Source organism: Clostridium sp. UMB9555A (assembly GCF_030222355.1).
Classification (GTDB): Bacteria; Bacillota; Clostridia; order Clostridiales; family Clostridiaceae; genus Sarcina; species Sarcina perfringens.
In genome coordinates, this window is the sequence record NZ_JASORQ010000003.1 from 209,497 (window position 1) to 225,001 (window position 15,505).

The window sequence follows — 15,505 nt, forward strand, 5'->3', positions numbered from 1 at the left end:
AGAAGTAACTTAGGTTACTAAAATAATATCAATTAAAAACTAAAGTTTTCCAAAATATATTTAACTATATTAGATAGTCCCTTACTAACCTAATATTAATTTAAAAATAAAAGGTATGAATGAAAATAAATTTTAATAAAACTTATTTTTAATTCACACCTTTTATTTTTCACCAATCTCTTCATATATACTATTTTAATTTATAAAGCTAACACCTTAATTCATTAATGGGAGCTGCTTTTATTATTTTTCCTTCTTTTAACTCTATAAATTTATTTGCTAAAGCCTTTGCATCACTTCTATCATGAGTTACAAATATAGATGTAATTCCAGCTTTTATAAGAATCTCTTTTATTTCCCCTCTTATTTTTTCTTGAAGATCTGCATCTAAGTTTGAAAAAGGTTCATCTAATAAAAGTACTGATGGCTTTGGTGCTATAGCTCTCGCTATGGCTACCCTTTGCTGCTGTCCTCCACTTAATTCATAAGGATATTTATCTTTATGTTCCACTAAATTAACAAGTTTAAGCATATCCATAGCTATTTTTTCTTTTTCTTCCTTATTTTTGCCTTTTAGTCCAAACTGAATGTTTTTTTTCACAGTCATATGAGGAAATAAAGCATAGTCTTGAAAGACCATTCCAACTCCTCTTTTTTCAGGCTCAACAAAATTATTATCTGAAAAAACTATTTTCCCACCAATTTTAATTTCTCCTTTATATGACTCTTCTAAACCAGCAATTATTCTAAGTATTGTACTTTTTCCGCTTCCACTTTCACCTAGAATAGATAATATCTCTCCCTTTTCTAAGCTCATATTAAAATTATCTATAATATCATTCTTAGACTTAGGATATTTAAAATATAATTCTTTTATTTCAATAAACATTACTAATCCTCCTTGTCAGCAACTTTATATAAGAAATATATAGCCACAAAACTAACAAAAACTATTATTAGAGATGGTATTGCTGACTCAGGTATCATCTCATCATTGGCATACTCAAATACCTTTGTTGATAAAGTATAAAAGTTAAATGGTCTTAAAGTTAAAACCAAAGGTAATTCCTTTATAATATCAACAAAAGTTAAAGCAAAAGCTCCTAAAATAGCAGGTTTTAACATATGTATATCCACTTTAAAGAATGTTTTAGTAACCCCATATCCTAAAGTTCTTGAAGCTTCAGTAAATTTATTACCTATCTTTTCAAAGCCACCCTCTATATTTTGATATCCTATTGCTAAAAATCTTATTACATACGCAAATACCAACATTATTATACTTGTACTTAAGGCTAATCCTTTTATTTTATTATCAATATCTACAAAAAATAAGATCATAGTTATGGCAACTACAGCCCCAGGAATGGAATATCCTATTAAAGTTACTTTTGCATATATTTTTGATAATAATCCACTTCTAGTTCTTACATAGTTTGCTACTATTAAAGCCATTATAACTATAAGTAAACTACATCCAGAGGCAAGTATTACTGAATTAAATATCATACTTAAAAATTGACTATAATAGATATTTTTATAGCTAGCAATTGCCCAAGCTATCATTTGAAGTACTGGTATAAGAAATCCTAGTGAAAATATTATTAAAACATATAATGTAACTATAAATTTATTAAAGCCTTTAAGATTTTTTCTCTTTATTGGTCTAACCTTTGTATTAGTAAAACTATATTTTTTTCTTCCTCTTAAGGCCTTTTCTGACGAAATAATTATAAATACTACTACCATAAGTATTCCTGCTAATCTTATGGCTGAATCCACATCCCCTAAGGATATCCAACTTTTAAATATAGCTGTACTAAATGTTTGTACACCTAAATATGATACAACTCCATAATCACTTAAAACTTCTAAGGCTATTAAGGTTGAGCCTGCTACTATAGCTCCCCTACTTACAGGTATGATAACTCTAAAGAATATTCCTATTGCACTGCTTCCTAAAAGTCTTGCACTTTCTATTAATCCTGCCGATTGTTTTTCTAAAAATGTCATTGTAACCATATAAACATATGGGAATAAAAACAATGTAAATATAAAAATAGCTCCCTCAATAGACATAATATCAAAGTATTTTTGATTTAATTCTACCCCTAAAATATTTCTAAAAAATCTCTGTATAACTCCAGTATAGCTAACCATCCCTGAATATGTATATGCTCCTATATATGGTGGTATAGCTAATGGAAGTATTAAAGCCCATCTAAAAAATTTCCTAAATGGAAAATCATAGGCAGATATAAGCCAAGCTAAAGTTACCCCTATTATTATGCTTAATAAAACAGTAAAAAAGACTACTATTATAGATGTAACTATATAATCCTTTAATAAATATTCTTTTATGTGATACCATGTTTTGTTTGGTTTTTGAAATAAATGAATAATTATATCTATATTAGGAAGTACAATCATCAAACTGATGATTGTACTTAAAAGTGCCCACCCATTAAATTTAATTTTTTTCATTATTTCCATCCTACTTGATCAAAAATTAATGTAGCCTCTTGTTTTGATTCTCCTAAAGTTTCATAGTTTAAATTTTGAACTGTAAAGTCTCCCCATGATTTTTGTAATTCACTCTTACCAACTTTAGTATTTAAAGCAAACTCTCCATTTTCGTCAACATATGCTTTTTGTGCTTTTTCTTCAGTTAAATATTCTAATAATGCTACTGCATTTTCTTCATTTTTAGCATTCTTTGTAACTGCTCCAAAGCTTAAATTTAAATGAGTATTTTCTGGGAATAAAACTCCTATTTCCTTACCAACTTTAGCTTCTTCTGCATCTGATGAAGATATCATCTTTGCAATATAGTATGAGTTCATTATTCCAACATCACCTATTCCAGCCATAATAGCTTTAGCCTGATCTCTATCATTTCCTTCTGGTGTTCTAGCAAAATTATTAACAATACCTTGAGCCCATTCTTTTGCCTTGTCAGCCCCATCTAATTGAATGAAAGATGAAAGTAAAGCATTATTATATGATGAACTTGAACTTCTTGTTAATACTTTTCCTTTAAATTCATCCTTAGTTAAATCATTATATGTTTTTATTGTTTCTGGATTTACCTTTTCCTTATTATAAACAATGATTCTTGCTCTTGAAGTTAATCCAACCCAGTTTTTCCCTCTATATTCTGAAGGTATATTTTCATTTATTTTTTCTGATGATATATCCTTTATTAAATCTTTCTCATTAAGTTGAGCTATATTTTCTGCTCCAACAGTTAAAAATACATCAGCAGATGTATTATCTCCTTCTCTTGCCATTCTCTCAATTAGCTCATCACTTTTTCCATCAACTAAATTTACTTTTATCCCTGTATCAGATTCAAAATCTTTAAATAATTGCTTATCTATATCATAATGTCTTGATGAATAAACATTAACAACTTTCTCTCCTGATCCAGTTTCTTCTGCCTTAGCTTCCTGATTTTTTTGTCCACATCCAGCTAAAACTCCCATAGATACTAAAGCAGTTAATGTTAAGGCTAATATTTTTTTTCTTTTTAACATTTTCTTTTCCCCCTTAAATTTACAAATAATTAAGTTATTTTTTTATAACAACTTAAAAAATTCACTTTATCTTTATGTATATTTAATAAATTTAAAAACCTCAAAATAATGATATCGGTTATCATTTCTAAAGTCAATGATTTTTAATATTATTAAATAATTATTTTCATTTAATACACATTATCATTTCTTTTCATTAACATTATATGCTTTACTAAATTAATCCCCTTTCTAAATTTAACAAACTTAAAGGGCAATGAACTTATTAGCTCATTGCCCTATTATTTATAATTTTAATTGTTTAATATAACATCTGAATTGAAACTAGTTGAATTATTTAAATAAATTTTTAGTTTTTCAATTCTCTTCTTATTTGTTTTACAAACTTGGAAAGAAAGATTGTCATATTCAACCATTTGATTTTCACTTTGCGGAATATTTCCTATTAAGTTAACAACAAAACCACCAATAGTCTCTATATTTTGACTTTCAAGATTTAGGTTTAAATAATCATTTAGCTTATCTAATGTTAATAAACCATCAACTACATAGGTATTATTATCTATTTTATCTATATAGTTCTCTGAATCGTCATACTCATCTAATATATCACCCATAACTTCTTCAATTAAGTCTTCTATAGTAACAATTCCAGAAAAACCACCATATTCATCTATTATTACAGCCATATGTTGCTTACTATCTTGAAGTTCTTTAAACAAATCATCTATAGCTTTATTTTCAATAACAAAGTAAGCTGGGCGTATTAATTGATCTAATTTAATGTTATCTACTCCAACCTTTACAACGGCTTCAAAGAAGTCTTTTAAATAAAGTATTCCTACTATATTATCCCTAGTTTCATTATAAACAGGAACTCTTGAAAATTGCTCACTTATAAGTTTCTTAGCAATTGTTTCATTTGGAGTTGTTGATTTTATAGCAAAGACTTCTCCCCTAGGAGTCATAACTTCTTTAACAACTTTATGATCAAATTCAAATATATTATCTAACATATCTTTTTCAGCTTTATCAATTACACCACTCTCTTGTCCAATACTTATCATGGATTTTATTTCATCCTTAGACACAGTTTCTTTGTCTTCAGACTTATTTAAACCTAATATTTTTATAAATAAGTTTGTTGAAGCTGAAAGAATCTTTACAAATGGTGTTGATATTTTAGAAATAACATTGATTGGTCTTATAGCCATTAAAGCAATTTCTTCTGGCTTTTGTAATGCAATTCTCTTTGGAAGTAATTCTCCAAACACTAAAGTTATATAAGACAAAAGCACAGTTATAAGTATAACTGATATCTCATTACCATAAGGAATATTTAGCTTGTACATGAATTGCGCTAGAGTTTCTGAAATGCTAGTGGCTGCTGATGCACTGGCAAAAAATCCTGCAAATGTTATTCCTATTTGAATAGTAGATAAGAAGTTGCCAGGTGATTTTAAAACCTTTTTTAATAAAAGGGCTTTTTTGTTCCCTTTCTCTGCAAGCATCTTTATCTTAGATTTATTTACAGATACCATTGCCATCTCTGCAGCTGCAAAGAACGCATTAATTAAGATAAGAACTAATATTAGAATAATTTTTGGTAAAATACTGGGACTCGGGTCCATTCTTTAACTCCTCCTCTAAAAAAATGAATTTTCTTCTTTATCTTATAGATTAATTTGAAATAAAATGTCATATAAGATAACCAATTTTAGACCATAATACCACACTGGTACCTTTTATTCAATTATATAATATGCACAATTTAGCCTAAATTATACTAAATAAATAATTTAAGTCACTTATATTATTTATTACATATATTTGAAAAATAATACTATAATATTTAACTTTTATTATCTTTTCTACATATGATAAAGAAAGCAAATATAAGCTTTAATATTAAGTAAGGTGATTTATTGTGAAAGAAAATTTGAATCTTTTTAAATTTCTTTTTGGAACAACGATTCTTTTATGTGGTTTAAGCAAAGATATAATCTTAAATTCCATAAGATATACAAAAACAACTTTGAAAGCTAAACTTCGCAAAGGTAAATAAAATAGGTTTCTGTAAGATAAATATATTAACTAATAATTATTATTGATTTTTTTGTACTATATAGTATAATTTAATTAAACGATATGAATAATTTATTGGGAGGTATGGATTATGAGTTTAGCAAAATTAATAGATGAAAAAAGAAAAGCTAAGGCTAGAGCTGAAAGAAATAAAAAAGCTAAAGTTGCTGTAACTGGAGCTGCCGTTGGTACATTAGCTGGAGTATTAGGTGGTTTACTATTTGCTCCTAAATCTGGAAAAGAAACAAGAAATGATATAAAAGAGGGTTCAAAAAAGGCTGCTCAAAAATTAAATGATAAAAGTGTTGAATTAAAAGAAAATTTAAATACACAAGTTGCAAAAGGAAAAGAAAATATTTCTGATGCAAAAAGTAAAATAAAAGACTATCTTAATAGTAAAAAATGCAAAAACATTGAAGAGGCTGTAGAAGAAAACTTAAATGTTCCTGTTGAGGTTGCAGATGAAGCTACTTCTTTAGAAACTGAAGAAGTTAAAGAATCTAACTAATAATTATGTATATAGATTTAAATTTTATTTACCTATTATTAGCTCTATTAGGTTGTGTGGCTATTGTTTATTTGATACTGACATTAAACAAAGTTTTAAAGTTAGTATCAAATATAAATAGTCTCTTAGATCAAAATAAGGACAACCTTACTAAGACTATTAACGATTTACCTGCAATAGCTAATAATGTGAATGATGCTTGTCAAAACATTAAGGATATATCTGATGTTGCAACTGAAACTACAGCTGACTTAATTGTTGCTAAAGAAAATATAGAATCTAATGTTGAAACAGTTAAAGAAATTGCTAAGATAATTAATCAAGTTTTCTTTAAAAAATAAAAAAACTCATTCCAATCTAAATCTTTTAAGATTTTTTTGGAATGAGTTTTTTTATTATACTCTTTCAAAACCTAAATTTTCAAAAATTCCTATAGATTTATCATTATAAGCTTCTAAATTTATTCTAGTTGCCCCTTCTACATCATCAACCATTTTATATGCCTTTGATATAAGAAGTTTACCTAAACCCATCTCTTGATATTTAGGAAGAAGTGCTAAATATTTAATTTCTTGAACTCCCTCTTCTTCTGAAAGGCTTGGAACAATCATTATGGTTCCAATTCTCTCTCCATTCTCATTTTCAAGAAATACGCAACGATTTTTAAAATTTCCTTTTAAGCTATTTTCCTCTTTAAAAATCCTTCTAATTGCTAATTGATAATCTTTAAAAACACCTGCTGAATATTGAATATACGCCCAGTTGTTCTCATCACCAATTCTAAAATCAGTAAATCTATATCCATCAGGCAGGGAAGTACTATAAATTTTTTCTAGTTTATTCTTTGCTACTGAAGATTTTTTACTATTTTCTTGACTCTCCATTTTCAATCCTCCCTATAAAGCTTTATATTAAGGTTTTAGCATATTCCTATTTCTCTTATAATTTTAACCAATAATTTCATTTTATTAGTTACAACAATATTATTTTATATAACTACTTATACTAAATTATAGAATTCTTTTTGTAATATTTCTAGTAACTTATTATTCATTTCCCTCCATTAATGCTCATATTAGATGTATATATCCAATATAACCAACAATAATATATTAGATAAAAAATAAGCCATATCAAAACCTTTAAATAAAAGTTTTAATATGACTTTAATATTTTTCTATATCTTAAACCATTTCCGAAATTAAGATAAATCTACATTTAACTAAAAATCAAAATTCACCTAAAACATAGCCCAATATTTAATATAATGTTTTCCCCGTGGAATCAATATATGAATATGTTCCATCCTTGTCTACTAAAATAACATCCTTTGATATAACTCTTATATCATTGTACTCCTCTTTTAAAATTACACTTCCGTCCTCATTAAGCAAACCTTTTTTTCCCTCTTGATTGATAGAAACTATTAATCCACTTGGATAAACTTCTAAAGCTGAGTAATCTTTCTTTTCAAGATTTTTAATTTCTTCCCCCTTAGTGTTTATAACAGACATATATTTTGATTCTCCATCTAATATATTAACCACTGCTAATCCACTATCACTAAATCCATTTATAGATACTTTATTCTCAAAGTTTATATTAGTTTCTACTTCCTTACCATCTTTATCAATTATTATATGCTTATCATCTTTTCTAGCAAAAGCAACACCTTCATTCATTGCTGTTACACCATCAAAGTCTGGCATTATTGCCCAAGCTCCCTCTTTATTTAAAAATCCTATTCCAGACTCATCTAATCTTGCTGGAGCTACCCCCTCGTTCATAGATCCAACATAGAAATATTCTATTGGCACTATAATTTCTCCCTTTTCATTAAGTGCTCCGCAAAGATTACCCTTTGATACAGGAATAAATCCCTCATTTATAGCTCCTATAGATGTATACTCACAAGGAATTATTTCATTTCCCTCAGCATTTAAAAGTCCATACATTTTATTCTTTTGAACTAATATATATCCCTCTCCAATATCCTTTATGATTTCATCATATCTTCCTGGTTCTACAATAACTTCACCCTTAGTATTTAGTATTCCAGTAGTTTTTAAAGTCTTACCAGATTGAGCTAAGCTTTCAATTGCTTCTGTAGTATTTTCATTAGTTAAGATTTCATTAGCTAGCTTTTCATATTTTATAAGATTATTATTTAAAGGTGATAATACACCATCTTCTTTTTCTACTAAAGTTTTACCCTTCTGATTTATTATCTTGTAAGTATTTCCCTCTTTAACTCCGGCCATTCCATAAGAAAACTCACTACCTTTATCAAACTTAAACCCTATAGATTTTTTTCCCTTTTTATCTATATAACCAACTTTGCCTTCATATCCTTTTTCCATAAATATTTCTCCGTCTTCAGTGACTCCAAACATACCTGGCTTAGAATTACTTAAAGACCTTGAAGATTTATCTTCTGTTACAATATAAAGTTCATTATCTATATCTTCCTTTGCACTATTTGTACCACATTCTGTTAATACTGAAGTGCATAATATGGTAGCCATAGCCATGAAGCAAATATTTTTTAGTCTCATACTAAAATTCCCCCCTTTAAATATCTACTTATTATTAATTAAACACTCTCCTTTATTTTCCTCTTAAAATATTACATAAGATATTTTATGTAAAGTTATATTTATAAACATATTTTCTTTTTTCTTTTGTCCCCAACATATATCCATGATTATTTATTAAAAAGTTTAATGTAAGATGATTAAAAGTTTCAAAAGAATCAATATTGCATATATGCCCACAATTTTTTAGTACTACAATATCTTCTTCTGGCACAAACTTTTTTATAGTAGGAAGAAAAACATGGTCTTGATCTCCCATAATAAAAATTTTCTTTACATTGTTCTTTACATATTTATAATTTTCTAGATGTTCCCTCATAAGCTCAACCCATCTAAAACATTCATTTTTATCCAACTTTTCAGCAGCCTTTAAAAATATATTTCTTGAAAGCTTATGATTTTTACATGGCATCGACATATAAGCTACAATTTTATAAAAGATTTCCCTTGGAATAATATTCTTAGTAAATAAGGCTAAATTCAAGAAAAATTTAGACTTTAAGTTCATACCTACAATTCCTCCCCCTAATATCATAGAAGAAACTCTATTAGGGAAATATTTTTCAAATTGCATTCCAACTATAGTACCAAGTGATATACCTAATACGTTTACTTTTTCTATATTTAACTTATCTATTATCTCTACAATATCTTCACAAATGTATTTAAAAGATATTTCACCTTTAGTTTTTTTCATATTTTTCAAAGTGTAATTTTGTGAATTTCCATGGCCATGAAGGTCTACTAAAAGCAAGTTATAATTTTCTGACAGCACATCTATTTGCTTTTTAAATATATTTAAATTTCCACCTATTCCATGAAGCATCAGAATCCATTCTTTATCTTTATGGAGATATTTATTATTTACTACTTTATAATATAGCATTTATATTGCACTCCTTAATATTCTGATTTAAAAACTTTCACATTCATCTTATGAGTTAATAGCTTAATCTCTTTAGCAGAAAAATTTTAAGTCATATATTTTTAGGGATATCAAAATAAAGTTTTATTATTAACTTTTGATACAGTCCCTTTTAAAGCTATTTTAAATTACGTCTAATTATGTTTCTTAAATTCTATCACCTTTTCATGCACTATATTCTACTGTCTATGGATATTTGAATAAAATTTTACACAGCATTAACATTGTTTAAACCTAAGCAATATTACCTTATTGTAATCAAGGTTATTTCTGGTCTATTCATAATTCTCATTTTAAAAAAATCATTTCCAAGCCCTCTACTTAAAATCATAGATGAATCTTTTTCTATGAAAATCCCCTTTTTTCTCTCCATTAAGTTATTAAATATATATCTATTTATGGCTCTAGTATATCCTGAAAAAGTAATGTCACTTCCCCACTTTACATAGGCCTCAAAATTTATTACATCATTTGCTAGCACAATATTAAATTCACTTCTATTTGGATTCCCTAATTTATTTACTACCTCTTCTTTTGAGAATATATTTTCCTTCTTACATCCTCCTTTAAAAGAAAAAGACTTTATTTCATCTTCTATGTAAATTCCATAAATATTTAATTTATCTTCCTTTTTTATAAGTGAAACCTTACTATTATTTAAAAGTATCACCCCTATATCCGTTAACCCCTTTAAATAATCTCTATATTTCTCATATTTTTTCCCACTTAAATTTTTGCATCCTTCTATAGAATAATAAATTGGATAAAAGCTTCTTAACTTCTTGCATAATTCAAGAAAAACAAAATCCTTATCTAAGGATGAAGTTAACATATTTCCAGTTGTAACAATAATATCTGGCTTTAAAGAATTTATTTTTTCTATAAGTCTATAATTTTCACTTCCAAAGGTTTTTCCATATAAATTATTTAAATGTAAAATCTTAAATCCTCTAAAGGCCTTAGGAGTTTTTCTAGTAAATAATTCATATTCATTTATAAAAATACTATTATTTTCATAAAATAAATAAGTGGTAGCAGCAATTCCTAAAATTGAAGTTATCTTTGCCAAATCTGAAATCTCATTCATATGAATACTAATCCTTTAAATTTTTGCTCTTATATTTTATATATGAATATAAAAATATAATTAAAACTCTCAAACCAATTTACTTTTATTTCTTTTATTTCCAAATATTGGTTTTTGTGATATTATTATTTTAAGATAGGAGGTGTCCTTGTTGCAAATTTAGTTAAATTTAATTAAATATAGTACCTAAGGCAACATAATATATTTATGAATTTATTATCTGAAAGAAATATATCTACCTTAAATAAAAAATCATACTTAAAAATAAAAAATTTAATAATTTTTTGTGTAATAGTTTTTTTAGGCTCTTATTTTTTGACCAATTACCTAATTTTCAAAGCTTATATTCCTACTGGTTCTATGAGACCTACAATAATGGAAGAAGATGAAGTAATTGTGAGTAAAATTTACACTAGTATAAATAGAGGGGATATCTTTGTATTCAGTCATGAATCCTCCGAAGAATTGCTTATAAAAAGAGTTGTTGGTCTTCCTGGCGAAAAAGTTGAAGTAAAAGATGGGCTTTTATATGTAAATGATGTTTTTATTGATGAACCTTATGTGAAAAATAATGAATCAATGAATAAAACTTTTTATGTTCCTGAAGGAAACTACCTATTTTTTGGTGATAATAGAGCAAGATCAGAAGATGCACGAAGATGGGAAAACCCCTATGTTCCTAAAAAAAATTTAGATGGGAAAGCTCTTTTTACTGTATATCCTAAAGACAGAATTGGATTTTTAAAATAAATCTCTATTTTAAGCTATTGTTGATTTTCAATTAACAAGCTTAGTTAAAAATCAACAATAACTTAAAACATCTCTAAAACTTTCATCTTACTTTTCATTTATAAAAACAACAGTCATATAAATTGCATATATACTTAAACCCAGCATTAATGCAGTAAAGACTGACATCAACATTTTCATCCAATATATATAAGATGAATTTTTTTCTAAGCTTTCATTTACTCCCTCTTTTATATCTTCAATACATTGATTTACTTCTCTTTTTTCATCTTCATTAAGTTTTGCTCCACTTTTTTCATGATTTTTTGATAAAACATATTTTTGAATATCTGGTAAAACCTCTTCCATATTATACCCCTTAGTATTTGCTAAAACATCTAAAGTCATCATTTCTTCTGGAGTTAAAGAATTATATTTATAATAAATATTAGGAACTCCTGTTAATTTCTTTTCCTTAATATAGTCTCTATATACCTTACCTCTTTTAACAACTTTAGAATTTATATCCCAACTTGAATTTAGATAATAAAGATCATAAACTCTAAAAGTTATAGGTACTAATATTAAAAGTAATAAAAATATTCTTGCTAATACGCCAAATTTTTTATTTACCATAATAACGCCTCCAAAAAATTTCATATATAACAAAAAGTCCTATAAGCTAAGGGATACTTATAGGACAAATGCATATATATATGAAATATAGGGAAATTAGGTTTATGCTTTAACCTGTTAATATTATATTAACATACTGTTACTTATTATTCAAGTATTTTTTCAAAAATTAAACATTTTTTGATTCTAATTCCTATAAAAAAAGGAAGTTTTTTTATTTAAGCTTTCTTTGCTATATTTCACAAGTGAACTACTCTCCATTTATAGAAGTGGGAGCTTTTTGGTCAATATACCCAACGGTACAAGTTTTCCCAAGCTAACCCCGTCGCACCAACGATTTATACAAAACTAATATAGGACTAAAACCATATTTTAATATAGAAGATTATATGTTAGTTTATATGAGGACTTTGGAATCCTTCTCTCTTTACAGAATGTTTTTTTGCTGTTCTATTATGATTTTTTCCTTCTTCGCTAGTTATTGGAGTTTGAAAGTTACATTTCTCCATTCTTGCTACCTTATTATCTGGTTGACTATCCTTTGTCATAAATATATTCCTCCTTAGTTAGTTAAATTCAATTTTATTTTTCTCATAAAAAGAAAATATTATTATGGTAAATAATGAAATAACACTAATACAAGTCTTCTCTTTTAAATTATAAAATTAAGTTTTTCATGTATAATAAGTTTTTATATTTAAATTATTAGTATAATATCTTTATAAAAATCCACAAAATAATTAATTTTTAAGTAGAATATATTTTTCAAACAAATTTTATTTTAAACTATATTTATCTTTATAAAATATATCAGAAGAATCCTTATATACTCCAATTATTAATACTTCATCAAATCTTTTTAATTCCATTGCCTCCTGAGCTTCCATATCTAAGTTTTCTCCTTCTTCACATAAGTAAGCTATGGCATAAGCTTCTCTATCATTAAAGCTAACAGTATCTATTATAACTGGAAATTTAACTATATCCTCTCCTATTAACATATCTACTGACCTAAAGGCATCAGAAATATCCTTAGCACTTTCACCTCTATCTCTAGCCATATTTATAAACCAATTTTCATATTCCTCTATGGTCTTCTTTGGAACTTCAAAATCTTTTAAGGTTTTATCATTATTAAAATAAGTTTTTAAATCTTCTTTCTTTATTTTCGTATTACTATTTCTAAACTGCTTATACTTATCTTTCGATTGTATTGTTATATCTCTTTTCTCATTTTCTTCAACTTCAATTTCATTATCAATAAAATTTATGGCAATCTCATTTCCTTGTGCTCCACAAGCTATTAAGTTACATACTAAGATTATATTTATTAAAATTAGGCTTACCTTTTTCATAAATTCACCTCAGTATATTTTTACCTTTTTCTCCAAACTCTATTCAAATAAAACCCTAAACAATAAAACTCTGAAAATAATAAAAAGCTGTATAAAAATAAATTATAATAAAACTTATAAATAATATGAAGAGAATATCTGAATAAGCTTTAGAATTTAAGCTATTACGTAGAAGATTTTACGTTAAGAAGCGAAACTGTTTGACCGAAGGGAGTTTTTCGCTTTAGTAAAATCTTCGGAGTAATTGCTATAAATTCTTAGCGAAATTCAGTAATTCTCGGAATTTATTTATAAGTTTTATAGTTATTTTTTATACAGCTTATTAAAATCTATAAATATATATTTAACTTAATTAGAGGATTATTAAGAGTAATAAAATTTTATATTTTAAACAACACTGGAGATAGTATTAAAGAGTATAACTCTTTAAAATAACCACTAATTAAGTTAAAACAAGCAAATTTATTATTTTTTATTTATAACTTTCTCATATATAAAGTGTGAGAATAATGAGTTTGACCATGCAAACCAATCTCTTGTAAACTTAGCTGGATCATCTACATGGAAACCTTCATGCATGTATCCAGTCCCTGCATCAGTTTCTTTTAATAATTTAATTAACTGATCTATTTCCTCTTGATTATTTGTTGTTAATCCTTGCATTGATAAAGCTATGTGCCAAATATACTGGTCTGGAGTATGTGGACTTCCAATTCCTTTAGCAGCTTTTCCTTCAAAGAAGAATCTATTATTTTTGCTCAAAATAAATTTTCTAGTATTTTGATAAACTTCATCTTCAATTCCTTTGTACTCTAAGTAAGGAATTGATAGGAGGCTTGGTACGTTAGCATCATCCATAAAGTTATAGTTCCCCATACCATCAGTTTCATATGCATAAACTTCTCCAAATCCTTCTTTATAAACTTTTCCATGCTTTTCTATAGCATTATCTATTTCTTCTCTTAAACTATCAGCTTTTTCCTTAAGCTCTTCATCCTTATAAACTTTTTCTGCAATTTCTGAAATGTATCTTAAGGCAACTACAGCGAACATGTTTGCTGGAATTAAGTATCCATATTCACACGCATCATCACTTGGTCTAAATCCTGACCATGTCATTCCTGTATAAGTAACTGGAGTTCCTAATCCTTTATGGCTTAAAGTGTCAGTTACTGAACAATTTAATCTTTGGAAGCTATAATCTGATTTTTCTCTATGATATTGCTCCACTCTCCAAAGATCTATTATCATATTGAAAGCTTTTTTGATATCATCATTAAAGAAAGTTTCATCGCCAGATTCTTTCCAATACTTATGTATTAATCTAACTGGATAACATAGTGAATCTATTTCATACTTTCTTTCCCAAACCCAAGGACTATCCTTAGTTATATCATTGTCCCATTTTTGTCCGTTAGGCTCTTTATTAAAGGCATTTGCATATGGATCTATGAATATACATTTTACTTGTCTATTTATTAATCCAGTAAAAATAGCCTTTAATTCTGGATATTCCTTAACAAATGGTAAGTAATGTTCTACTTGAGAAGTGGAATCCCTAAGCCACATTGCAGGAATATCACCAGTAATTACAAAGGCATCTCCCTCTGAAACCTCTACAGTTGTATCCATTGTATTTATAAAGCAATTATAAAATAATTCTTGTAACTTCTTGTCCTCTATTTTAGCTGATAAATCTTTACCAATTTTTCTTACAATCTCTTTTAATTCGTTAGTTGATAAACTCATTTTCTTTACCCCCAAGTTCAAATATTTATTATTTAGTTATTTCCTAAATTAAAACTAAATTTTAATTAAATGTGCTTCTTAAGTTATAATTAAAAACTAAGTAATTTTTTAATAAACACTAATTAAAAACTAAATTTATTTAACTTCTATGCTTTACTATTTAACTAAAAGTTGACTTAATTTTATAGAATTCCTAAGCAACTTCAGATACATTGTATACCATTTCATCATTGTAATAAATATACTTTTTTAAAGTTCTTTATGTTTCTAAAATTTATCACTTAAATCTAGAAACTAGACA

15 protein-coding genes are annotated in these 15,505 nt (G+C 26.8%); 3 read left to right on the plus strand and 12 right to left on the minus strand.

The annotated features are described in order from the left end of the window. Nucleotides 1-208: 208 nt before the first annotated feature. The 4 genes from QP548_RS10985 to QP548_RS11000 form a co-directional block, all read right to left on the minus strand. Nucleotides 209-889 (minus strand): ABC transporter ATP-binding protein, encoded by a 681-nt coding sequence (locus QP548_RS10985; protein WP_003450225.1) that lies wholly within the window; start codon nucleotides 887-889, stop codon nucleotides 209-211. Between the two features lie 2 nt (nucleotides 890-891). Next, nucleotides 892-2,484: an ABC transporter permease gene (locus QP548_RS10990; protein WP_041702739.1), complete on the minus strand. Its 1,593-nt coding sequence runs from the start codon at nucleotides 2,482-2,484 to the stop codon at nucleotides 892-894. Beyond that, nucleotides 2,484-3,536: a Fe(3+) ABC transporter substrate-binding protein gene (locus tag QP548_RS10995; RefSeq protein ID WP_003449860.1), complete on the minus strand. Its 1,053-nt coding sequence runs from the start codon at nucleotides 3,534-3,536 to the stop codon at nucleotides 2,484-2,486. Before QP548_RS10995 ends, QP548_RS10990 begins: the two co-directional genes overlap by 1 nt. A gap of 293 nt (nucleotides 3,537-3,829) precedes the next feature. Further along, nucleotides 3,830-5,167, minus strand: a complete 1,338-nt coding sequence (locus QP548_RS11000; RefSeq protein WP_075808096.1) for a hemolysin family protein — start codon at nucleotides 5,165-5,167, stop codon at nucleotides 3,830-3,832. Between the two features lie 545 nt (nucleotides 5,168-5,712). Between QP548_RS11000 and QP548_RS11005 the strand changes: the two genes are divergently transcribed. Both QP548_RS11005 and QP548_RS11010 read left to right on the plus strand, forming a co-directional pair. Further along, the gene (locus QP548_RS11005; protein WP_061426358.1) at nucleotides 5,713-6,129 is read left to right on the plus strand and encodes a YtxH domain-containing protein; all 417 of its coding nucleotides are present in this window, start codon (nucleotides 5,713-5,715) and stop codon (nucleotides 6,127-6,129) included. A 56-nt stretch (nucleotides 6,130-6,185) separates the two neighbouring features. Continuing rightward, a complete protein-coding gene (locus tag QP548_RS11010) occupies nucleotides 6,186-6,470 on the plus strand; it encodes a hypothetical protein (protein WP_242944976.1) in 285 nt (94 codons plus the stop codon). Nucleotides 6,471-6,524: 54 nt separating this feature from the next. Here the strand turns inward: QP548_RS11010 and QP548_RS11015 are convergent, their stop codons facing one another. The 4 genes from QP548_RS11015 to QP548_RS11030 all read right to left on the minus strand — a co-directional run bounded on the left by QP548_RS11015 (nucleotide 6,525) and on the right by QP548_RS11030 (nucleotide 10,735). Beyond that, nucleotides 6,525-7,013, minus strand: coding sequence for a GNAT family N-acetyltransferase (locus QP548_RS11015; RefSeq protein WP_061426356.1), 489 nt, complete (start codon nucleotides 7,011-7,013; stop codon nucleotides 6,525-6,527). A gap of 375 nt (nucleotides 7,014-7,388) precedes the next feature. Continuing rightward, nucleotides 7,389-8,684: a WG repeat-containing protein gene (locus QP548_RS11020; protein WP_061426355.1), complete on the minus strand. Its 1,296-nt coding sequence runs from the start codon at nucleotides 8,682-8,684 to the stop codon at nucleotides 7,389-7,391. Between the two features lie 85 nt (nucleotides 8,685-8,769). Then, entirely contained in the window at nucleotides 8,770-9,609 is an 840-nt protein-coding gene (locus QP548_RS11025) for an alpha/beta fold hydrolase (protein WP_061426354.1), read from the minus strand. A 283-nt stretch (nucleotides 9,610-9,892) separates the two neighbouring features. Beyond that, nucleotides 9,893-10,735 (minus strand): metallophosphoesterase, encoded by an 843-nt coding sequence (locus tag QP548_RS11030; protein WP_061426353.1) that lies wholly within the window; start codon nucleotides 10,733-10,735, stop codon nucleotides 9,893-9,895. Between the two features lie 207 nt (nucleotides 10,736-10,942). Here QP548_RS11030 and lepB point away from each other — a divergent pair, with 207 nt between their 5' ends. Further along, on the plus strand, nucleotides 10,943-11,485 hold the full coding sequence (gene lepB / locus QP548_RS11035; RefSeq protein WP_061426352.1) for a signal peptidase I: 543 nt from the start codon (nucleotides 10,943-10,945) through the stop codon (nucleotides 11,483-11,485). An 87-nt stretch (nucleotides 11,486-11,572) separates the two neighbouring features. Here the strand turns inward: lepB and QP548_RS11040 are convergent, their stop codons facing one another. The 4 genes from QP548_RS11040 to QP548_RS11055 form a co-directional block, all read right to left on the minus strand. Continuing rightward, complete coding sequence (locus QP548_RS11040) at nucleotides 11,573-12,100, minus strand: hypothetical protein (RefSeq protein ID WP_061426351.1); 528 nt, start codon at nucleotides 12,098-12,100, stop codon at nucleotides 11,573-11,575. A 392-nt stretch (nucleotides 12,101-12,492) separates the two neighbouring features. After that, complete coding sequence (locus QP548_RS11045; protein ID WP_164472972.1) at nucleotides 12,493-12,648, minus strand: hypothetical protein; 156 nt, start codon at nucleotides 12,646-12,648, stop codon at nucleotides 12,493-12,495. A gap of 228 nt (nucleotides 12,649-12,876) precedes the next feature. Beyond that, on the minus strand, nucleotides 12,877-13,455 hold the full coding sequence (locus tag QP548_RS11050; protein ID WP_061426350.1) for a hypothetical protein: 579 nt from the start codon (nucleotides 13,453-13,455) through the stop codon (nucleotides 12,877-12,879). 465 nt (nucleotides 13,456-13,920) lie between these two features. Further along, complete coding sequence (locus QP548_RS11055) at nucleotides 13,921-15,204, minus strand: glycoside hydrolase family 125 protein (protein WP_061426349.1); 1,284 nt, start codon at nucleotides 15,202-15,204, stop codon at nucleotides 13,921-13,923. Between the last annotated feature and the right edge of the window lie 301 nt (nucleotides 15,205-15,505).